The 20,813-nt window shown below is 63.1% G+C and carries 18 protein-coding genes and 1 tRNA gene; 10 read left to right on the top strand and 9 right to left on the bottom strand.

Annotation, left to right across the window (positions count from 1 at the left end; all coding sequences use genetic code 11):
- Window positions 1-1,133: 1,133 nt before the first annotated feature.
- On the bottom strand, window positions 1,134-1,760 hold the full coding sequence (locus BCCGELA001_RS28640; protein ID WP_060736857.1) for a LysE family translocator: 627 nt from the start codon (window positions 1,758-1,760) through the stop codon (window positions 1,134-1,136).
- A 1,229-nt stretch (window positions 1,761-2,989) separates the two neighbouring features.
- On the bottom strand, window positions 2,990-3,604 hold the full coding sequence (locus BCCGELA001_RS38955; protein ID WP_236840766.1) for a septal ring lytic transglycosylase RlpA family protein: 615 nt from the start codon (window positions 3,602-3,604) through the stop codon (window positions 2,990-2,992).
- Between the two features lie 1,383 nt (window positions 3,605-4,987).
- Between BCCGELA001_RS38955 and BCCGELA001_RS36275 the strand changes: the two genes are divergently transcribed.
- Together BCCGELA001_RS36275 and BCCGELA001_RS37425 are read left to right on the top strand one after the other, a co-directional pair.
- Window positions 4,988-6,232, top strand: a complete 1,245-nt coding sequence (locus tag BCCGELA001_RS36275; protein ID WP_083543410.1) for a tyrosine-type recombinase/integrase — start codon at window positions 4,988-4,990, stop codon at window positions 6,230-6,232.
- Window positions 6,233-6,730: 498 nt separating this feature from the next.
- A complete protein-coding gene (locus tag BCCGELA001_RS37425; protein ID WP_335339429.1) occupies window positions 6,731-7,027 on the top strand; it encodes a hypothetical protein in 297 nt (98 codons plus the stop codon).
- A gap of 128 nt (window positions 7,028-7,155) precedes the next feature.
- Here BCCGELA001_RS37425 and BCCGELA001_RS28615 read toward each other — a convergent pair.
- Both BCCGELA001_RS28615 and BCCGELA001_RS28610 read right to left on the bottom strand, forming a co-directional pair.
- Window positions 7,156-7,231, bottom strand: a tRNA-Ile gene (locus tag BCCGELA001_RS28615).
- Window positions 7,232-7,629: 398 nt separating this feature from the next.
- Window positions 7,630-8,604, bottom strand: a complete 975-nt coding sequence (locus BCCGELA001_RS28610; protein ID WP_060736853.1) for a Bug family tripartite tricarboxylate transporter substrate binding protein — start codon at window positions 8,602-8,604, stop codon at window positions 7,630-7,632.
- Window positions 8,605-8,710: 106 nt separating this feature from the next.
- Here BCCGELA001_RS28610 and BCCGELA001_RS28605 point away from each other — a divergent pair, with 106 nt between their 5' ends.
- Window positions 8,711-9,673, top strand: a complete 963-nt coding sequence (locus BCCGELA001_RS28605; protein ID WP_008557837.1) for a TAXI family TRAP transporter solute-binding subunit — start codon at window positions 8,711-8,713, stop codon at window positions 9,671-9,673.
- Between the two features lie 71 nt (window positions 9,674-9,744).
- Here the strand turns inward: BCCGELA001_RS28605 and BCCGELA001_RS28600 are convergent, their stop codons facing one another.
- A complete protein-coding gene (locus BCCGELA001_RS28600) occupies window positions 9,745-10,959 on the bottom strand; it encodes an ABC transporter substrate-binding protein (protein ID WP_060736852.1) in 1,215 nt (404 codons plus the stop codon).
- A gap of 96 nt (window positions 10,960-11,055) precedes the next feature.
- Entirely contained in the window at window positions 11,056-11,949 is an 894-nt protein-coding gene (locus BCCGELA001_RS28595) for a helix-turn-helix transcriptional regulator (protein ID WP_060736851.1), read from the bottom strand.
- 273 nt (window positions 11,950-12,222) lie between these two features.
- Between BCCGELA001_RS28595 and BCCGELA001_RS28590 the strand changes: the two genes are divergently transcribed.
- Genes BCCGELA001_RS28590 through BCCGELA001_RS28580 form a run of 3 tightly spaced genes read left to right on the top strand, consistent with a single transcriptional unit; the run spans window position 12,223 to window position 16,180 of the window.
- The gene (locus BCCGELA001_RS28590; RefSeq protein WP_060737895.1) at window positions 12,223-13,056 is read left to right on the top strand and encodes a substrate-binding domain-containing protein; all 834 of its coding nucleotides are present in this window, start codon (window positions 12,223-12,225) and stop codon (window positions 13,054-13,056) included.
- A gap of 54 nt (window positions 13,057-13,110) precedes the next feature.
- Window positions 13,111-14,217 carry a molybdopterin-binding protein gene (locus BCCGELA001_RS28585; RefSeq protein WP_060736850.1) on the top strand — a complete coding sequence of 369 codons (1,107 nt, stop codon included), beginning with the start codon at window positions 13,111-13,113 and terminating at the stop codon, window positions 14,215-14,217.
- A 13-nt stretch (window positions 14,218-14,230) separates the two neighbouring features.
- The gene (locus BCCGELA001_RS28580) at window positions 14,231-16,180 is read left to right on the top strand and encodes a molybdopterin biosynthesis protein (protein WP_060737894.1); all 1,950 of its coding nucleotides are present in this window, start codon (window positions 14,231-14,233) and stop codon (window positions 16,178-16,180) included.
- 45 nt (window positions 16,181-16,225) lie between these two features.
- Here BCCGELA001_RS28580 and BCCGELA001_RS28575 read toward each other — a convergent pair whose 3' ends face one another.
- Window positions 16,226-16,456, bottom strand: a complete 231-nt coding sequence (locus BCCGELA001_RS28575) for a hypothetical protein (RefSeq protein WP_060736849.1) — start codon at window positions 16,454-16,456, stop codon at window positions 16,226-16,228.
- A 111-nt stretch (window positions 16,457-16,567) separates the two neighbouring features.
- On the opposite strand from BCCGELA001_RS28575, the gene BCCGELA001_RS28570 reads away from it, so the two are divergent.
- On the top strand, window positions 16,568-16,867 hold the full coding sequence (locus BCCGELA001_RS28570; protein WP_060736848.1) for a hypothetical protein: 300 nt from the start codon (window positions 16,568-16,570) through the stop codon (window positions 16,865-16,867).
- Window positions 16,868-16,872: 5 nt separating this feature from the next.
- Here the strand turns inward: BCCGELA001_RS28570 and mobA are convergent, their stop codons facing one another.
- Window positions 16,873-17,523 (bottom strand): molybdenum cofactor guanylyltransferase MobA, encoded by a 651-nt coding sequence (gene mobA, locus BCCGELA001_RS28565; protein WP_060737893.1) that lies wholly within the window; start codon window positions 17,521-17,523, stop codon window positions 16,873-16,875.
- The gene (fdhD, locus tag BCCGELA001_RS28560) at window positions 17,510-18,400 is read right to left on the bottom strand and encodes a formate dehydrogenase accessory sulfurtransferase FdhD (protein WP_060736847.1); all 891 of its coding nucleotides are present in this window, start codon (window positions 18,398-18,400) and stop codon (window positions 17,510-17,512) included. The genes mobA and fdhD overlap by 14 nt, the downstream gene beginning before the upstream one ends.
- 216 nt (window positions 18,401-18,616) lie before the next feature.
- On the opposite strand from fdhD, the gene mobB reads away from it, so the two are divergent.
- Genes mobB through BCCGELA001_RS28545 form a run of 3 tightly spaced genes read left to right on the top strand, consistent with a single transcriptional unit; the run spans window position 18,617 to window position 20,690 of the window.
- Window positions 18,617-19,144, top strand: coding sequence for a molybdopterin-guanine dinucleotide biosynthesis protein B (gene mobB / locus BCCGELA001_RS28555; protein WP_008557783.1), 528 nt, complete (start codon window positions 18,617-18,619; stop codon window positions 19,142-19,144).
- A 9-nt stretch (window positions 19,145-19,153) separates the two neighbouring features.
- Complete coding sequence (locus BCCGELA001_RS28550) at window positions 19,154-20,410, top strand: molybdopterin molybdotransferase MoeA (RefSeq protein WP_008557781.1); 1,257 nt, start codon at window positions 19,154-19,156, stop codon at window positions 20,408-20,410.
- A 46-nt stretch (window positions 20,411-20,456) separates the two neighbouring features.
- Window positions 20,457-20,690: a sulfurtransferase TusA family protein gene (locus BCCGELA001_RS28545; protein ID WP_008557779.1), complete on the top strand. Its 234-nt coding sequence runs from the start codon at window positions 20,457-20,459 to the stop codon at window positions 20,688-20,690.
- The last annotated feature ends 123 nt before the right edge of the window (window positions 20,691-20,813 follow it).

The raw sequence follows: 20,813 nt of genomic DNA, 5'->3' as shown, positions 1-20,813 counted from the left end.
TTGAAACGTTCTCACGAAAGGTTTTATGCCCTAGACGTGTATCGCTATGACCTACTCGTTAGTTGAAAATTCCGTTCGCTGTGCTAACAGCGCTGCCTGACGAGGATAAGGAGCTAACAAGGTGAAACGTCCTGCCAAAAAGAAGCCGACGCGACGCGAGTGGACACCCGCCGATTTGCGGGTTCTTAAGAAGCATTCGAAGGATCGAACGCCGGTTTCAAGAATATCGAAGGAAATGAAGCGAACTGTCGGATCACTGCGCCAAAAGGCTCTCATTTTAGGCATTGGCCTCGGTCATCAGCGCTAACAAAGCTGACGGGTCGCGCGGCGAGCAAGCTGCGCGGCGTTCCTCCTGTGCATAACCGGTTCGGTGGTCGGCCGTTTTTTGGAGATCTCCTCGTTAGCGGCGAGGTAATCCGCGCTGATCCTGAGAAGTTTCGAGCTGCGCCCGCAAGACATGCGCGGTCCTACACTTGAATGAAGCTGCCATCTCGTAACTGCACGCCGCACCAAGGATGACCGTCGAGGCGTTGATAAGCTCTCCGAATTTATTGCGCGGCACGGGCGGCTTCCCGCAGCCCGGATTGATATTATTACGCTTTCCAATATGGCCTGGGGAGAATTCCAAGACCCTTTTCTGCTATTTCACCTTGCGCATGAACCCCTTTTCGTTTGGCACGCCACCCGCGAACCCGTTGCTATGAAGGCGCCGCCCGCGATGCGTCAGCGCCTTGATGTAGAAACTGGTCGAGCGGGCCGTCATGCGCGCTAAGATCTTTCCAAAGCGGGGCCGCCTGTACTTTTAGAGTGAAAGCGATCCGGTTGCCGTTGTATGCGGCGTGAGCGGAAAGCCGGTTATGTCCTTTCCAGGCTTCTTGCTCTTGAACGGCTAATGGTAGCTGTTCATTTTGTCAGGCCAAACCGGCCGCCCTGAACGGCCGTATCATGAATCATCACACCAAAAGAGATTCTGTTCATCTGCCCCAAGATCGAGTTGCACATCTACACAAGGAGCTTCTAACTTCGCTGATCGAGACCACCTTCGAAGTCTCCTTACCGAACAACTTGCCGGCTATCACAACACAAGCGGCGTCAGCGCTCGTCGTCGATGCAGCCAAGGGCTTGGGCGGGCGTCAGCCGTTCCGGCGAGCAAAAAGCAGGGTCGCTCCGAGCCCGCACATCACAGCGCCCGACGCCTGCCGCATCCGTCGGATGAAAGATGGCCGTCTTGCAAAACCATCCTTCGCCCTCGCGGCCCAATAGGTCACAATCAGGTCCGCGCTTGTATTGAGCGCAACCGAGACGAGACCGAGCACAACGAACTGCGTGGGGACGTTAATAGATGGATCGACAAACTGTGGGATGAATGCCAGAAAAAACGCCGCTGTCTTTGGATTGAGCGCCTCGACAATGATGCCTTCGCGAAAGGCACGACCCGAGCCGATCGCCTGTACATCGGCAGGATCGACGAAGCGCGCTTCTCGCCATGTCTTGGCGCCGAGCCAAATGAGATAGAGCGCGCCGGCTACTTTCAAGGTCGTAAACGCCTCGGCGCTGGCCATGATCAGCGCTGAGACTCCCGCGGCGCCTCCGAAAACATGTACAAGGCCGCCGAGCCCCAGGCCTACGCTCGATGCCACGCCTTCTGCTCGTCCTCCTGTAAAGGTTCGCGCCACGATGTAGAAGATGCCTGGCCCTGGCGTGATAGCTATGACTGTGGCTGCAGCAAGAAATAAAAGGAAGGTCTGAAAACTGAACATCCATTGCGCCTAAAGTCTTGGTGCGAGCCCTTGATGGGCCACTCGCCGAATTCCATTGAATTTCGTTATACGCCAAAAAATCAGCGCCGCTTCGGGGAAGCACTCTTTGATCTGTTTCAGCGACGACGGAAGCGGCGGTAGGCGCCGCGCTTAGTCATTCGTGTGCCTGTCGGTTGAGGGGCCGTTCCACTGGCGGGTTCGTCCATGTAACCCTTAAGCTGCGAATCCCTCTCCATGCGCCCTCGGCAAACAGAACTTTCGCTCACCAAGCGATGCGCTTAAAGTCGCCGATGACGCAATATAGCAGATGCGAAGGGCAATGTCAGTATATACCAGAGTTTGCTCACCAGTACGAAAGGACACGGTGGGCACCAACTCCAACATGTATTGCGACACCATCAAGGTTCTTCCGCTGCGAAGAGCAATGGAAACAGCAGCATCATCCAAACGATGAGTCTGCGGATGAATTCGAAACAGCGGATCTCAGTTGCCGTGTTGAAGTCGAGCCCTATCATGGATCCAACATGGAACGTGCGCCACCTGTCCTTGCAAGGCAAGGCCTTTGTCTTAGCCGCCCGTAGTGCTGCTTGTTCAGGCTCCTAGTTAACATATGGCTCGGCTTGCCGGGAGCGAGACTTCCTGAGCACAATCTTGGGAGGGCGAACCTCCTCAAACTGAGCTCTCCGCCACCGGGTGTGCAGCCGTGTTGGAAGTAGCTCTGCAGCTGCAGACCGAGACGCCGGGATATTTTCTTTTGCTTCCAAGAGTTTCGGGACTGATCGTCCACCGCGGCCCGGAAGTCTTTGCGGCCGTTATCCAGTCGCCGGCTCGTACATCAGCTACCGAGGCAGCATCGGCGTCGATTATCTGTCCACCCACTTCTGTTCGCCATCACAGCAGCCGGGGCCGCCGCCGTCGCCGGGTACCACGCGTAGCTCTGGCATGTCATGCTTGCTGACAAGTCTAAGGCGAGCTGCTGCAGGAGATGGCTCTCCGCACCAAGAACAATCTTACGATTCTAGGGCGGCATGATCCGCCTGGAGGCGCGGCACCCTAGTCCCGAGGTCGCCGGTGCGCTCAAAGCAGAGCCGCGCGGTTATGAAAGAAGCCTCGGCGGAAAGGAAGGCTCTGGGCTGGTGGATGCCACCGGTCAGGCCTTAAGATTGTTTCCGCGCCACATCCGCCCTGCACAGCCTCTTCTTAGTACTTCGTTACCGGCAGTTGAGTCGCTAAACGCACAGCCGCAGCCAAACGTCCTTGCTGGACAACGTACCGGCCGGTGTTGCTATTTCCATGTCGACGACGCGAAGTGAGCCGGGCTGGTCATCATACAGGTAGCGAAGGTGCCAGACCGGCCCGAGTTTTGGCGTAGTAGCAAAGTCATCTATCGCATCCGCGACGTATCGAACTGCCTCGCGATGCGTTATTGGCGCGGAGAACATAGTGTCCATCAGCTTGGCAAGGTTCATACCCTCCACGAGCATGGTTCGGGCGACTTCGTCTCCATGGACGACTCTGAGGGCGGATACGACCGCCGCGATCGAGGCAGGATTCTTGAAAGCCACGGTAGGTTTGGTCCAGCAGCCAGACGGTTGATGCATGTGCCCGCCGGCCGGTTGCTTTTTTTCGTAGGGACGATGGACGGACGCTACAGCACCTCGGTAGCCGCGATCATAATCCCAAGCTGCGCGCGGCGACGAGCAGAACTCGAGGACGCGGCCGCGGATCCATGGTCCGCGGTCAGTGATACGAACCACCAGGGACTTGTTGGTGTCAAGATCAATGACGCGGACGTCGTGCCGAACGACAGATGCGGCGCGGTCGTCATCAGAGTCCGATAGCACGATGCGCTGCCCGCTGTTTTAGTTCTATGATCTAATCACGAACCCTTTCCAGAAGAGGCTCGGTTGGAAGTTTGAGCGCCTTTATGAGCATTCGGTGTTTGTTTTGCATTGGGAGTCTGAGCTTTCGACCGCCATAATCCGTCAATGAGGCGGCTTTGAACAGGCAAGGCTTGATCGGTCCGCAGCTTCAACGATCTGCCGCCGTAGCTCGTTCGTTTTAGCCCAGTAGGTCGCAATTTTCCCCGATCGTTGTTGCCGATCTTCGTTGTGGACCTCAGGGTGGAACCGAGAACTGGAGATCCAGGGCTCTAGACGAACATACGGCGAACAAATTCTGGAAGTTGCAGCTGCCTCGAAGATACATGTCGGCTGAAGTGATCCCCCGGTGTTTCTGAGTTAAGGGGCGGCGAGCGAATTGCTTTTTGGAATGACGCCGATCCAGGGAGTGATAGCGATTGTCCTTGTTCCGCCATCTCCAATGACGACGCGTTCTTGGCCTTCTCACGCGATCACAAGCACCCTTAGGCGGCCTTCTGCTCGACCTCCATGAAGACGATGCTAGCTGCCAACAGCCTGCGATGTGAACCCATCGCGACTAGGCGGTCGAGAAAGTATGCAGCCTCCCGGCCAGGGTTCGTGGGCTTGCCGCGATGATGAACCGGTCCCTTCAAGTGCTCATTGGCCATTCGCTTGACGAGTGCCCTCAAGTGCTTAGGATGCGTTGCGTGTGAGGCAATTGGACCACTTTGAACGCGCAGCCGTGTCTCGCGTCTCGCACGCGTTATGATATCAGCGTTCTTTGCGTTCACGCTTCTGGTGCCCAGTTGGGGCGTCTCGCCGGCCCTGGGGCAAGGCCTGCCCGTAGATTGTGATTTCGCTGGCTATCTCAGCCGGACCTCCGCAAGGTGGTGACCCAAAGCGGCACAACGTGTGCGAATTGCGGATGTTTTCGCACACCAGGTGCTTTCGCGGCAGCCGGATGGAGCACTCCTCCGTAGAAGCCTTCGCACCCAACTCCCCTTTGCGGGCGCGGATCCATATTGTCCTTCCTGCGCTCTCCCGATCGTTTGCGCGAGGACGTGCTCGATTCTACGATGAAGCAGAGCGGATACTTTATGCGAAAGTAAGTCTCTGTAAATGATGGTTGGTCTGCTCTTATGAGCTCCAACCACAGCTGAATGCGTCGATGCCAGATCGAACGCAACCTGAAATTACAGTTGATACTCCTCTTCGCCTTGCTGATGCCGTGAAGATGGCGTTTCCTTTGGGAGGAATGACTGTCGCGGGACTGCGCCGTGAGCGCGATCGTGGCCGGCTGGTCACCGAAAGGATTGCCGGCAAGGAATTTACAACGCTGGCGCATATCGAACGGATGCGAGAGCTATGCCGCGAAGAAGCAAGGGCGCTAGACTACAGCTTAAGGGCTCCCGCCGAGATAAAAACGGGAAGGTCACTCACCAAGCAACATGGATCATCAGAGACAACGGACGGGATGTCAGCACAGGCTGCGCTCCAGATGAGATTGCGCTCGCGGAAGAAAGACTTAGGGACTACATAACCTCGAAGTACACGCCCAAGCGACGAGTTCGGCACATAGACGTTATCGCCGTTGCTGATGTCCTTTCAATTTATTTGGATGCGCAACTAGATAAGCTTCGCAGTCGCTTCAAGGTCGAGTTCGAAAACGAAGATACCATCCCAGATATCCGCAAGTTCAAGAAGCGAATCGAGCGATTGAATGTGTGGTGGGGCGCAAAAATGCTTGGCGAGGTCAATGGCGAAGCATGTCGCTCCTACACCAGAAAACGTGTTAAAAGGGGCGGTGCTCGCCGAGACCTTGAAGATCTCCGTGCCGCCATCGGACACCATGCAGATGAAGGGTATCATCGGGAAATCGTGAAGGTCTCTTTGCCTGAGAAGGGCGAGCCGAGAGACAAGTGGTTGACGCGAAGCGATGCGGCCAAACTGATCTGGACCTGCTGGCGCTATCGGGAAATGCAGAAGGGCTCGCGTCAGCCGTTGGATGAACTAAAGGTCCCAACGAGCAAACGTCCGCTCCGACATCTTGCTCGCTTCATCCTGTTGGGAATCTACAGCGGCACCCGTGCCGGGGCCATCGCTGCCGCATCCCCCATTCCAGCGCTTGGTCGCTCATACGTGGATCTGGAGCGAGGTCGCTACTATCGTCTGAAGCAGGGCGCAGTGAAGACCAACAAGCGGCAGCCGACTGTGCCGATCCCGTTGCGCTTGCTTGCTCACCTGCGACGCTGGCATCGGATTGATCCAGGGGCAAAGCACTTTGTCGAGTACAACGGAAAGCCTGTGAGCTCGGTCAAAACGGCGTTCAGGACTGCCGTTAGGCTTGTAGGACTCGGTCCAGGAATCTCCCCTCACACTTTGCGACACACCGCAGCGACTTGGCTCATGCAAAGAGGTGCGGATCCTTGGCAAGCCGCAGGTTATCTCGGAATGTCGCTCGACGTGCTGCTCAACACGTACGGCCATCACCATCCAGACTACTTGTCCGATGCAGTCGAAAAAATAGCCAAACGCGGTGTTGGTCCACTTCAAAAAACGAGCCGTGACCAGTTGACCCCGCATTTTGCGTCCCACGAGATTGCGCTTTGAGGTCGGCGGCGAGCTCGGCGAGGCGGACCTCACTTCGATGAATGGCAAAAGGAGGATGTCGTTCACCGAGAAGTACATGGACCTGCCGGGAGGCGATGCCGGACGCCCCTGATCGTGGGCCGGATCGCGAACAACATGGAGCTCATACGCCGACCAGACCTACGAAGGTCTGCCCGCAATTGGAAACCAACAGCTTCCAGGAGCCGGCGGTCGAATACGGCCGTGCGGACTGGCAACTATCCCGAAACTATTTCCTTCCGGTCCCAGCACGCGCCCGGTATCACCGACGAGGACCCGGCCGCGGGTCCCGACCACGGCCATACGCGCACCTGCTCGCACGGCCCCTCTCGCGCGATGAGAGCACGTGTTGTTCGAAATCGGAGAGGACCGTGCGCAAATTCGCTGGCGCTTCTAGCAACGTGCTGAACCGCACCACGTTGCTGCCGTCAGAGGCCATTACTTGCGGGCTTTGCAACGAAATCCGATTGGAGGAAAGCCATGAAGTCGATCGTCAGCAGTTTCGCGATTGCGCTTGCCGTGACTGGTTCGGCAGCCCTTGCTCAAACGACGCAGCCCAGCGCATCTGCAGCGCCGAGCGCGCAGAATTCAGGAACCGGCATCGCGGGCCAGCCCGGAACAAGAACAGTCAGCGGTGAAGCCCGGCGACACCGTGGGGTCGTCGATTGGCACGAATCCGAGCGTGCAGTAGCAGGACACATCCAACATCAAAGGACTGCCGGACAACAAAAGCCGGCCGGCAGTCAAATAGCCGAGCAAGTGGCCACCGCTCTCTGATGAGGTCGGCATCAGGCGATCAAGAGTAGCACCAAGCCTGCGAACGAAAGGCGCACTGTTTCTGGTGCGGTTTCTGGTGCGGTGATTCCGATGAACCGGAATGAATCCTCGTAAGCCTTTGATTTCATTGGTGGGCCCGGCAGGACTCGAACCTGCAACCAGACCGTTATGAGCGGCCGGCTCTAACCATTGAGCTACAGGCCCCGCCGCGAGGCGGCCGCTTTGGTGCGGCCGGCAACGGTGCGCGGTTCGTTTACAGGGCCTGAGGCGGGGGTGCAATCCTCAAGCGTTTTCAAGGAGGAAGGGTCCTCGTTGACGTTCCGAAGGCGCATCGCATGGAGGGCGCTGGATCGAGGCGGAACGCGAGGGCTGCGCGGAAAAGCGCGGCTCTGGGGACGGCTGCCGGATTTCGGAATAATGGCATCATGCCACTGGTTTGCCCGACGAGTCAAAGCGCCAAACGCGCCCCTCGGGGTGCCTGTTGACGCGCTTTGCTAAGCCCCTGTGATTGCTCAGGTCTTCTACTGTGCATGGGGTTGTTTTCGCCCCTTTGTTGCGAGAGGGCCTGTTGGCCCCCTCGAATTTCGTGCCGGCGGCGTCGCCTAGTCCACCGAGACGCCGGCGAACTCGACCACCTTGCGCCACTTCTCGGTCTCGCCGGCGACCAGCTTGCCGAACTCGGCCGGCGTCATCGCCTTGGGAAGGCCGCCGACTTCGGTGAGCTTGGCCACCAGCTTGGGGTCCTTCAGCGCTTCGCCGACGGCCTTGTTGAGGGTCTCGATCACCTCGGGCGGCGTGCCCTTCGGCGCGGAGATGCCGTAAAAGCCGACCGATTCGAAGCCCGGCACGGTCTCGGCGATCGCGGGCACGTCGGGCACGCTCGGCCAGCGCTGCGGCGAGGTCACGCCGAGGGCGCGGACATTGCCGCCCTTCACCTGCTCCAGCGCGGAGGGCAGGTTGTCGAAGATCAGCTGCACCTTGTTGGAGATGATGTCGGGGAATGCGATGGCCGATCCGCGATAGGGCACGTGCACCATGTCGCACTTCGTCATCACCTTGAACAGCTCGGCCGACATGTGCACCGAGGTGCCGTTGCCGGAGGAGGCGTAGGAGATCTTGCCGGGGTTGGCCTTGCAATAATCGACGAACTCCTGAACCGTCTTCGCTGGGAACGCGTTGGAGACGACCAGCATGTTGGTGAGCTGCATGATGCTGGCGACGGGAACGGTGTCGCGCAAAAAGTCGAACGGCAGCTTCTTGTAGAGCGAGGTCGAGATCGCGTTGTTGGGCGCGACGAACAGCAGCGTGTAGCCGTCCGGCGGGGCGTTGATCGCGGCCGCCGCCGCGATGTTGCCGCCGGAGCCGGTGCGGTTCTCGACGATGACCTGCTGGCCGAGCTTGTCCGACAGCCACTGCGCCATGATCCGCGCCACGATGTCGACCGGGCCGCCGGCGGCAAAGCCGATCAGCCAGTGCACGGGGCGGTCGGGATAGGCGGCGGAGGCGGGAGGGATGTTGCTGAAAAGTGATGCAAGAATGACGAGCCCGAAAACACCTTGACGGAAAATTCGCAACATGACGTCTCCCATTGTTCTATTGTCGTTGCGGGGCATGCTTTCACAAAATCGGTCGGCTGCCTACATCGCCGCAAGTCGGTGTTGACGCAGTCCGTCAGGGACCATCATGAGATTCGCGATACTCGTTCTCGCAGCCGTGCTGCTCGCCGGCCCCGCCGCTGCTCAAACCGGAGGCAACGCCATTCCGACCACGACAATCAGTTTGGGCACTGCCACGCCCGGCGGCGGCTTTCCGCTCTACGGCAACGCCTTCGCCGAGGTGATGAACGCGGCCGATCCGCAATTGTCCATCGCGCCCCGCAACACCAAGGGCAGCAACGAGAACATCCCGCTCTTGGAGAAGGGCGAGCTCGATCTCGCGCTGGTCGCGGGCGAGCCGGCCTATGAAGCCTTCGCCGGCATCGGCCGCGCGCCCGTGCGGCTGAAGATCCTCACCGCGATCTATTCCAACCCCGGCATGTTCGTGGTGCGCGCGGACAGTCCCTACAAGACCATCCGCGATCTCGTCGGCCAGCCGGTTGCGTTCGGAGCGAAAGGCTCGGGCCTGCCGATCCTGGCGCGCTACGTGCTGGATGGCCTCGGGCTCAAGCAGGACGAGGACTTCAAAGCGGTCTATCTCGACCGCGCCGGCGACGGCCCCGCCATGGTCGAGGACGGCCGCGTCGCCGCGCTGTGGGGCGCCGGCATCGGCTGGCCCGGCTTTGCCGCGGTCGCCTCGAGCCCATCAGGCGCGCGCTTCATCGCGCCTGATGTCGAAGAGATGACGCGCATCCGCGCCAAGCACGCGTTCCTCAAGCCGCTGCTGGTGCCGGCGAACAGCTATCCCACCCAGACCGCGCCGATCGCCTCGCTCGGCTCTTGGAGCTTTGTCCTCACCCGCGAGGATCTGCCCGACGACATCGCCTATCGCCTCGCCAAGACGCTGCACGGTGTCGAAGCGACGTTCTGCAAGAAGCTCCCGCAGGCCTGCGAGACGACCGCGTCGAACACCGTCGCGGCCGCGCCGAGGCCAGAGCTGATCCATCCGGGCGTGATGAAGTATTTCCGCGAGATCGGCGTGGTGAAATAGCGAATAGCGAATGGCGAGTTGCGAATGGCGGCCTCGTCCATTCGCCACTCCCTATTCGCCACTCGCCACCCTCACTTCTTCACCAGCGGACACGCCGGGTCCGGCGGGCCGAACGCCTTGTCGCCGGAGATGGTCGTGAGGATCTTGTAATAGTCCCACGGATATTTGCTCTCCTCCGGCGTCTTCACCTGCACCAGCCAGAGGTCGTGCACCATCAGATTGTCCTCGCGCAGCTTGCCGTTGCGGGAGAAGAAATCCTCGATCGGCTTCTCGCGCATCTTGGCGGCGACCTTGAGCGGATCGTCGGTGCCGGTCTCCTTGATGGCGTTGAGATAGTGCATCACGCTGGAATAGACGCCGGCCTGCCACATCGACGGCATCTTGTTCATCTTGGCGAAATAGCGCTTCGACCATTCGCGCGTCTTGTCGTCCATGTCCCAATAGAACGATGTGGTCAGGAGCAGGCCTTGGGCGGCCTGCAGACCGAGGCCGTGGATGTCGGTGATCAGCGCCAGCAGCGCCGCCATCTGCTGGCCGCCCTTGAACACGCCGAACTCCGAGCCGGTCTTGATCTCGTTCATGTTGTTGGGGGGACCGGCGGCAATGCCGATGATCTTGGCCTTGGAGGCCTGCGCCTGCAGCACGAAGGAGGAGAGGTCCGGCGTCGCCAGCGGCGGCCGCACCGAGCCCAGCACCTTGCCGCCATTGGCGGTGACCACGGCGGACGCATCGCGCTCCAGCGAATGGCCGAAGGCGTAGTCGTCGGTGATGAAGAACCAGCTATCGCCGCCGCGCTTGACCACGGCATCCGCGGTGCCGACCGCGAGCGCGCGGGTGTCGAACACCCATTGAATTGCGTAAGGCGAGCAGAACTTGCCGTGGAAGTCCGCGGTGCCGGTGGAGTGCGTGATGAACAGCCGCTTCTTCTCGTTGGCGACGTTCTGCACCGCGAGCCCGACGGCGGAGACCGGCACGTCGACGATCAAATCGACCTGGTCGACGTCGTACCAGCGCCGCGCGATGGTGCCGCCGATGTCGGCCTTGAGCTGGTGATCGCCGATCACGATGCTGATCGGCTTGCCGAGCACCTTGCCGCCGAAATCGTCGATCGCCATCTGCGCCGCCGTCACCGAGCCCTGGCCGGTCGGCGCCGAGGCCGGACCGTTCATGTCGGTGAGCACGCCGATCTTGACGACGTCGTCGGACAGCTGCGCCGACGCCGCACCGGACAGCAGGGCCGCCGCCAAGGCGGCCGCGACCGGCACTCCAAATCTGATTGGGTTCACGCTCTCCTCCCTCGATCCGGCTCGTTGGCCGGTGTTGCCCGGGTGTGCCCGGCTGAATTGGTTTCTTTTGCAACTATTTGGGGGCAGGCGTCAATGTCAGGCCGCGAAGCGGATCTGCCCGGCCGGGGAGGGGTCGTAGCCGGTCAGTCCCTCCGCGCGCTGGCGCAGCCGCCTGTCGCCGAGCAGCCGGAGCAGGGCCTGCATGGCGGGGCGGAAATAGCTGCGCTGCCGCATCGCAAGGTCGAAATTCTCCCAGACCAGCGGTACGAAATCGAGCCCGGCGGAGCGCGCCGCCGCGCGCGTCGCGATGCCGCAATCGGCCTGGCCGGCACGGACCAGTTCGGCGAGGTCCGGGCCGGTGAGAGCCGGCGTCTCCACGCGGCGCAGATCCCGTGTCGAGGCGCCCGCGCGCTTGAGCAGCACGTCGAGCAGCATCTGCGCGCCTGTGCCTTGTTGTCGCATCGCCATCCTGGCGCCGAGCGCGATCACGTCAGACAGGCTGTGCAGGTGCTTGGGATTGCCTGGCGGCAGCACTAGGCCCTGCTCGCGGCGCACGAATGCGACCAGCACCGCATCATGCAAATCGGGCGCTGCCCGCAGCGCTTCGATGCTGGTATCGCCGGCGAGACTGCCTTCGGCGTCCAGGGCATGGAAGTGCACCGCCGCCGCCATCACCTCGTTGCGCTGCAGGCGCTCGAGCCCGCGCGCGCTGCCCTCGCTCATCGATCCCAGGCCCGAGCCGGATTCGCGCAGGCTCCAATCCAGAAGCTCGTCCTGGCTGCCGCCGACGACCGGCGGCGGCTCGGCGATCAGCATGCCGGCCGGACGTGCCAGGCCCGACAACACCCAGAGATCGAGCTCGTGCCGCGGGAAGAGCCACTTCCCGGTCACCTTGGTGCAGGGGATCGCGCCGGTGGTGACGAGTTCGTAGAGCTTGCGTTCGCCGAGCCGAAGATAGTCGGCGGCTTCGCTGGTCGTCAGGAATTCCATCCTGCATTCCTATGCAAATTCTTGCTTCTTTTTGACGTTCGACGCAGGTGGAATTCTGCATTTCTATTCGTGTCCGCGGGAAACCATGCCCGATCATCTCGCTGCTTTGCAACACATCCTCGCACGCGCTTCCTGCTTTGGTGAACGATCCACAGAGCGCTTTCTTCTTGCCGAAATTTCCCGAGCAGGACGCGCACGGGACGCAGGATGCGTCACGAGTGCGGCGCAATCGGTCGCCATCATGATCGCGCCTCGTCCAATGGGAACCCGATCATGGCCCTCCGCCGCCTCGCCGTTGCATTCGCGCTTCTCTGCGGCCTCGCCGCGAGCGTTACGGCGTCGTCCGCGGAGGACCGCGGCATCGTCCTCGTGACGACGACAGCGACGCAGGAGTCCGGCCTGCTCGACTATCTGCTCCCGACCTTCCGCGCCAAGACCGGCATCGATGTGACGGTGATCGCGCGGCGCGCCGACGAGGTGCTCGACGGCGCGCGCAGGGGCGAGGTCGACGTCGTGCTGATGCATGCGCGACCGCAGGAGGAGAAATTCGTCGCCGACGGCTTTGGCGTGAAGCGCCTCGACGTGATGTACAACGACTATGTGCTGATCGGCCCGAAGAGCGATCCTGCGGGCGTGAAGGGCAAGGACATCGCGACCGCGCTGAAGACGATCGAAGGCAAGGGTGCGCCGTTCGTGACGCGCGGTGACCGCTCGGGCACCCATGCCGCCGAGCTCGCGCTCTGGATCGTCGCCGGCATCGACATCGCGAGCGCCAAGGGCGCCTGGTATCGCGTGGCCGGGACCGGCATGACGTCGGCCCTCGACGCCGCGCGCGCGGCGAACGCCTATGTGTTGTCGGACCGCGGCAGCTGGATCTCGTTCAGGGAGCGCGGCGATCTCGATATCGTCGTCGAAGGCGACAGGCGGCTGCTCAACCAGTATGGCGTGATGCTGGTGAACCCCGAAAAGTTTCCGAACGTGAAGAAGGATCTCGCGCAGACCTTCATCGACTGGCTGACCTCGCCGGAAGGGCAGACGGCGATCGCCGACTACAAGCTCGACGGCCAGCAATTGTTCTTCCCCAATTCGGACCGGTCGGGCGGCTGAGGCCGGCTTCGCCGGCGGTTGCCAAAGCGGGCGATGCATGGTCCATCATGGCGCATGACCCAGCGCCTGCCGCCCTCGCTCACGCCGCTCGACACCGCGCTCGCCGCGATGTTGCGCGGCGTTGATCCCGTCGCGGCCGCGGAATTGCCGCTGACCGAAGCCATCGGTTGCATCGCGGCGGGCACGCCGCTGCTTGCGGCTTGTCCGCCTCGCGACGTCGCCGCCGCTGACGGCTGGGCGCTGTCCGCCAATGATCTCGTCGGTGCGTCCGCTTACGCGCCGCTGCCGCTCGCGATGGCCCCTGCATGGGTCGATATCGGTGACGCGATGCCGGAAGGATGCGACTGCGTGCTCGATGCCGGTGCTGTCGAGCTGTCGGGTCCGCTGGCCCAGGTGCTGGCAGAGGCCGTGCCGGGGCAGGGCGTCAGGCGTGCCGGCAGCGATGTTGCTGCGCACACGCCTGCCGCAGCCGAGGGGTACCCGGTCGGTACGGCTGATGTTCTGATCGCGCGCGTCGCGGGCCTTGAGACACTCGGCGTAAGGCGGCCGCGGCTGCGCATCGTCATTGTGCCCGGTGCAGCGGCATCGGCGCAGATGATCGCCGACATCTCGCGCGCAGCCGGACTGGATGTGAAGATGCATGAGGCCGGCGCACGCGATGAAGCGTCGATTGCCGATGCGCTCGATGCCTCCTCCTGCGATGTCCTGCTGACGATCGGCGGCAGCGGCGTCGGCCGCCGCGACGCAGCCGTCACGGCACTGGCCCGGCGTGGCCAAGTGCTCGCTCATGGCCTTGCGCTCCAGCCCGGACGCACCGCCGCGGTCGCGCGGCTCGGACGGGTGCCCGTGGTCGCCTTGCCCGGCTCGCCCGATCATGCGCTTGCGGCCTGGCTCGCGCTCGTGCCTCCACTCATCGATCGGCTGTCCGCACGGCAGCCGTGCCAGCAGGTGACCCTGCCGCTCGCGCGAAAGATCGCATCCAGTGTCGGCATCGCCGAACTGGCCCTGCTGTCCCGGGAACATGATGCGTGGATGCCGCTTGCCGTGGGTGAATGGCCGCTCCAGGCACTTGCCCGGGCCGATGCATGGCTGCTCGTCCCCGCCAGCCACGAGGGGTATGCGGCTGGCACGCCGGTCGGTGCTTATCTGATGCGGGAATGATATGGGTTCCAGCATGACGATGATTCCGCGATCGCAAGAGCGCAGCGCGCTCGAACAGGAGCAGTTCCTCAAGATCCTGTCGCGCGAGGAGGCGCTGGCGCGCTTCGAGGCTGCGCTGTTTCCGCGGGCGCTTCCGACCGAGCCGCGCAAGCTTGCCGATGCACTCGGTGCGGCGCTCGCCGAAGACGTCACGGCGCCGATCGATGTTCCGCCGTTCGACCGCTCCAATGTCGACGGTTTCGCCGTGCGCTCGGCGGATGTCGCCGCGGCGAGCGAAGGCAACCCGGTTCGCCTGGCGCTGAACGGCGAGACCATCCATTGCGGCACCGCTCCGGCCCTGCAAGTCGCGGTTGGAACCGCAACGGCGATTGCCACCGGCGGTCCGCTGCCGCGCGGCGCCGATGCCGTCGTCATGGTTGAGCACACCCAGCCGGCAGGGTCGGATGCGATCGAGATGCGTCGCGCCATATCTCCGGGGCAATTCGTCTCCTATGCTGGCTCCGATATCGCGCGCGGCGAAGCGCTGCTGCGCGCCGGCACCATCATCGGTTCGCGCGAGATCGGCATGCTGGCCGCCTGCGGCATCGCCGGGGTGACCGTCGCGCGCAAGCCGCGCGTCGCGGTGATCTCGACCGGCGACGAATTGGTGCAGCCCGGCGGGGTGCTCGCGCCCGCCGAGATCTACGACACCAATGGTGCGATCGTCGCGGCGGCGGTCGACGAGAATGGCGGTGAGGCAGTTTTCCTCGGCGCCATCCCCGACGATGAAGCCAAGCTCGAAGCGGCCATGCGCAAGGCGCTGGCCGATGCCGATATGCTGGTGCTGTCGGGTGGCACGTCGAAGGGTGCAGGCGATCTGTCCCACCGCATCATCGGCCGTCTCGGCGCGCCCGGCATCATCGCGCATGGCGTTGCGCTGAAGCCCGGCAAGCCGCTGTGTCTTGCAGTGTGCGACGGCAAGCCGGTGGTGATCCTGCCGGGCTTCCCGACCTCGGCGATGTTCACCTTTAACGACATGATCGTGCCGGTGCTGCGCAGGATGGCCGGACTGTCGCCGCGCTCCGATGCCAAGGTCAACGCAACCGTGCCGGTCCGCATCGCGTCCGAGCTCGGCCGCACCGAATTCGTCATGGTCTCGCTGGTCGAGGGCAAGGACGGCCTGATCGCCTATCCCTCCAGCAAGGGCTCCGGCGCGATCACCTCGTTCGCGCAGGCCGACGGCTTCCTGCGCATCGACGCGCTCGCCGACCAGATGCCGGCGGGGACCGCAGCCGAGGTGACCTTGTTCACGCCGCATGTGCGCGTGCCCGATCTCGTCATCGTCGGCAGCCATTGCACCGGCCTCGATCTGGTCACCGCGAAGCTCGCGCATGCTGGCCTCACCGTGCGCTCGATCGCGGTCGGCAGCCTCGGTGGGCTTGCGGCGGCTCGGCGCGGCGAATGCGATCTCGCGCCGATCCATTTGTTCGACGACAAAAGCGAGACCTACAACACGCCCTATCTCGCCGAAGGTCTCGAACTCGTTCCGGGCTGGCGGCGGATGCAGGGCATCGTGTTCCGCAAAGGCGACAAGCGTTTCGATGGTCTCGGTGCGAAGGAGGCCGTTGCGGCGGCGCTTGCCGATCCCGCCTGCATCATGGTCAACCGCAACCAGGGCGCCGGCACCCGCATCCTGATCGATCGGCTGCTCGGAGGCGCGCGCCCGGAGGGCTATTGGAACCAGCCGCGCTCGCACAATGCGGTGGCGGCGGCCGTCGCCCAGCATCGCGCGGATTGGGGCATGACGATTGCGCCGGTCGCCCATGCGGCCGGCCTCGGTTTCATTCCGCTCGCTGAAGAGCACTATGACTTCGCGTTGGTGAGCGCGCGCAAGGACCGGCCGGCCGTGAGGGCGTTTCTCGACGCACTCGGCTCGAATGAGGCGCGCGCGGCGCTCGCGCGGGCGGGCTTCCGGCCCGCGTAGACAACAGATGATAGCGGCGTTCCAGCCGCGCGAGGTTGTCTACGGCTACGACGCGTGATCGATGCCGCTGGCGGCCTGAGCGTCCCGCTCCTGCTTGCGCTCACGATCCTCGGCCTCGGCAAGCGCTCGGCGTGCTGCCGGCGGTAGAGGTTTCGGATCCGGCGGCACCTCGACGATGTCAGGCTTGCTCAGTTGTCTTGTCCGATCGATCGTCTCGGAAAGGTCGAAGACGAAATCGACGAAATCGAAGATGGTATTCAAGAGAGGGGCGGCCATGGCTTGCGTCCGGGGAATGTCCACAGCTGTGGTCGCTTCCTTTCCCGGTCCGGTTCAAGACGTCATGAACTCAGATAGGGACCGTCGCGACCAAGGAGCATGAGCCAAGTCATGACCGCGTCTACGCCCCTCGATTTCCGCAAGATCGCTGCACTCGTCGCAGCGGCCGGCACGCTGTTCTGGTTCTACACTTTCCATTACATCGCGAATGTCCCGCCCGGGGACGGCAGCGGCTTTCAATGGCTCGCGGTGTTTCCGCTGGGCATGGTCTTCGGGGCGTTCTTCCTGCCGGCCTGGCTGCTGGTCGCGATCGGCCGTTTGCCGCGCTTCACCACGGCCCTCGGCCTTTGCGGCCTGATCGCCTTCGCGATCATCTGGTCGCAGCTCCTCAACGAGTTTCCGAAATCCTGAAATAATTAGGACGCGTCGTCCAGCGTCGCCAGCCGCTCGGCCTCGGCGATGTCTTCGACCGTGTTGGCATTGAAGAACGGATCGAGCGGCTCGGCAGGCCAGGTCACTGTCGCAAGCGGATAGCGTGCGGTCCAGCGGTCGATCTTGCGGAGGTCCTCGACGACCAGGGCGTGACGCAGCTCGTCGCGCAAGGCGACGCGCCACAGGCCGATCACCGGATGCGACTGATCGCCTGAGGCGGCGACCGCGAGCTCTGCGCCCTCGCGCTCGCGCGCTTCATGCAGGAGGGCGACGAGATCGCGGGGCAGGAACGGGCAGTCGCCGGCGGCACTGAGCACCCATCCGATCTCCGGACGGTTGGCCGCGGTCCAGTCCAGCGCGGCGAGAATGCCGGCGAGCGGGCCGGGAAAGCCGGGCACATCGTCGGCGACGATCGGCAGGCCGAATGCGGCGAAGCGCGCGGGATCGCCGTTGGCGTTGAGGATCAGTCCGCTGCACTGGGGCGAAAGGCGCGCGATCACGCGCTCCAGGATAGTGCGGCCGCCGATCGTGCGCATCGGCTTGTCGCCGCCGCCCATGCGGCGGGCGAGGCCGCCGGCGAGCAGCACGCCAAGAGTTGGCGGAATGCGCGTGGCCGGAAAACTAGTCGTCACCACCTTCACCCTTGCGCTTGTGCTTGGCCGATTCCTCCTCGACGTAAGCGAGGTCCTGGTCGTAGACGATGCGTTCATCGCCCGAGAGTGCGATGAAGCGCTTGCCGCGGGTGCGCCCGACCAACGTCAGTCCGACCTGCCTTGCGAGATCGACGCCCCAGGCGGTGAAGCCCGAGCGCGACACCAGGATCGGGATGCCCATGCGCACGGTCTTGATCACCATCTCCGAAGTGAGGCGCCCCGTGGTGTAGAGGATCTTGTCGGAGGGGTCGACGCCGTGGCGGTACATCCAGCCGGCGATCTTGTCGACGGCGTTGTGGCGGCCGACATCCTCGGTGTAGCAGAGCGGAGCGCCCCCCTTGCACAGCACGCAGCCATGGATCGCGCCGGCCTCGAGGTAAAGCGAGGGCATGGTGTTGATGGTCTGCGTCATCTGGTAGAGCCAGGAAGTGCGCAGCTCCGCCTTCGGCAGCGCGACGCTCTCGACCGCCTCCAAGAGGTCGCCGAAGGCGGTGCCCTGCGCGCAGCCCGAGGTCTGCGTGCGCTTCTTCAGCTTGGCCTCGAAATTGGTGTGGTGTTCGGTCCGGACGACGACCACCTGGAGGTCGTCGTCGTATTCGACCTCGGTGACCACGTCATTATATTTCAGCATGTTCTGGTTCAGCAGATAGCCGAGCGCCAGATATTCCGGATAGTCGCCGATCGTCATCATGGTGACGATCTCCTGCGAATTCAGATAGAGCGTCAGCGGCCGCTCCATCGGGACCTTGATCTCGACCCTGGCGCCGGTCTGGTCGATCCCGGTCACGCTCTGGGTCAGGCGCGGATCGTCGGGGTTGGGGACGATCAGGGGCACCGGGGTCTTGTCGATCTTCATCATGGCCACGACGTTAGCATGACATTGGGGTCAAGCCGATATATGCATGGCGGGGAGATAACGAAATGCGGGCCTCGTCGTCATTGCGAGCGCAGCGAAGCAATCCAGACTTTCTCCGCGGCGGCAGTCTGGATTGCTTCGTCGCTGCGCTCCTCGCAATGACGGGAAGGGGACACTGGTTCCGTTGGCGAGCACTGGCTGCTGGAAAAGAGAGCTGACATGAAAGTCATCGGCCTTGCAGGCTGGAGCGGGGCGGGCAAGACCACGCTGTTGACGCGGCTGATCCCGCATTTCAACGCGCAAGGCCTGCGCGTCTCCGTTATCAAGCATGCGCATCACCAGTTCGACGTCGACGTGCCAGGCAAGGATTCCTGGCGGCATCGCGAGGCCGGGGCGGCCGAGGTGCTGGTTGCTTCGTCGAAACGCTGGGCCCTGATGCACGAGCTGCGCGGCACCGCGGAGCCACGGCTGCTGGAACTATTGAGCAAGCTGTCCGCGGTCGATCTCGTTGTGGTCGAGGGCTTCAAGCGTGAGCCGCACCGCAAGATCGAGGTGCACCGCGCGGCCAATGACAAGCCGCTGCTGTTCCCCGACGATCCCGGCATTGCCGGCATTGCGACCGACGTCGCAGTTGACACCCGCCTGCCGACCGTCCATCTCGACGATATCGAGGGCGCGGCGGCGCTGATGCTCCGCGCAGCGATGCCGGTTGAGGAAGCGGTGGCAAAAAGCGCCGCGCTGCGCTGACGAGGCACCATGGCGCAACTGTCTGACGATTGCTTTGCCTTCGGCGGCCCGATGATGTCGGTCGACGAGGCCGTTGGCCTCATCACGGCGCGCGTCAACGCGATTGCCGATCTTGAGACGGCGCCGCTGGTCGAGGCGGACGGGCGCGTGCTCGCGCGCGACGTTGCTGCGCCCCTGCCGCTGCCGCCTTTCACCAATTCCGCCGTCGACGGCTACGCCGTGCGCAATGCGGATCTTCCTGATAGCGCGGAGCATGCGTTTCCGCTCGACGGCCGCATTCAGGCCGGCGGCCTTGCACAGGCGCCGATCAAGCCCGGCTACACCGCGCGCATCTTCACGGGCGCGCCGATGCCGCCGGACGCGGAAACCGTCTTCATGCAGGAGGATGTCCGCATCGACGCTTCAGGCAAGATCGTGCTGCCGTCGGGATTAAAGCCGGGCGCCAATGTCCGCCCCGCAGGCGAGGACATTCCCGAAGGGCACGTCGCGTTGCGCGCTGGCCAGCGCCTATTGCCGCAGCACGTTGCGCTCGCCGCAGCGTTCGGCCTGACCAAGCTGGACGTCGTGAGGCGTATTCGCGTTGCGGTGTTCTCGACGGGAGATGAACTCGCCTCCCCCGGTGAGCCGCGCGCGGCGTCACAGCTGTTCGATTCCAACCGCTTCATGCTGATGGCGATGTTGCGCCGGCTCGGCTGCGAGGTCGGCGATCTCGGCATCCTGCGCGACGAACGCACCTCGCTCGCGAACGGCCTGAAGCAGGTTGCCGGTGGTCATGACCTGATCCTCACCACCGGCGGTGTCTCGACCGGCGAGGAGGATCACGTCAAGGCCGCGGTCGAGAGCATCGGCTCGCTGGTGCTGTGGCGGATGGCGATCAAGCCGGGCCGTCCCGTGGCGATGGGCATCATCGACGGCACGCCGCTGATTGGCTTGCCCGGCAATCCCGTCGCGAGCTTCGTCACCTTCGTCCATGTGGTGCGGCCGACGGTGCTGGCGCTGGCGGGCGCCCTACCGGAGCCGCTCTTGCCGATCCCGGTGCGCGCCGCGTTCACCTACAAGAAGAAGGCGGGCCGGCGCGAATACGTCCGCGTTTCCTTGCGGCGCGGGGAGGACGGCGCACTGGAGGCGATCAAGTTCCCGCGCGAGGGCGCGGGGCTCTTGTCGTCGCTGGTCGAGACCGCGGGCCTCGTCGAGCTCGGTGAAGCCGTCACGGGCGTCGAGCCCGGGCAGAGCGTTGGCTTCCTGTCCTACGCCAGCCTGATCTGATCCTGCATGCGTTGACGCCGCGATCCCGCCCCGCCATGGTGCGGCGATGACCAGGACGACACTCGATCTCACTGGGCTGAAATGCCCGCTACCGGCCCTGAAGACCCGCAAGGCGCTCAAACCGCTCAAGGCGGGAGACCAGCTCGAAGTTCACTGTACCGATCCCCTCTCGGTGATCGATATTCCCAATCTGATCCGCGAGACCGGCGACAGGGTCGAGATCACCGAGCGCAACGAGGCGCGCATCGTGTTCCTGGTCGAAAAGAGCGCCGCCCCGTAGAAAGGCGAATATCCACGGCGGCGACGGCTGACTATGTTGCGCCCGCGGAGGAACGGCCGGAGCTTCGCTGCAACGCGAAAGACGCCGATTCATTGCGGTGGATGATCTCAAACCTAAGACGTC

Origin of the sequence: Bradyrhizobium sp. CCGE-LA001, assembly GCF_000296215.2 — a bacterium.
In the GTDB taxonomy this organism is placed as follows: domain Bacteria; phylum Pseudomonadota; class Alphaproteobacteria; order Rhizobiales; family Xanthobacteraceae; genus Bradyrhizobium.
The sequence above is the reverse complement of the archived record's forward strand: the minus strand, read 5'-3'. Positions and strand labels throughout refer to the sequence as shown.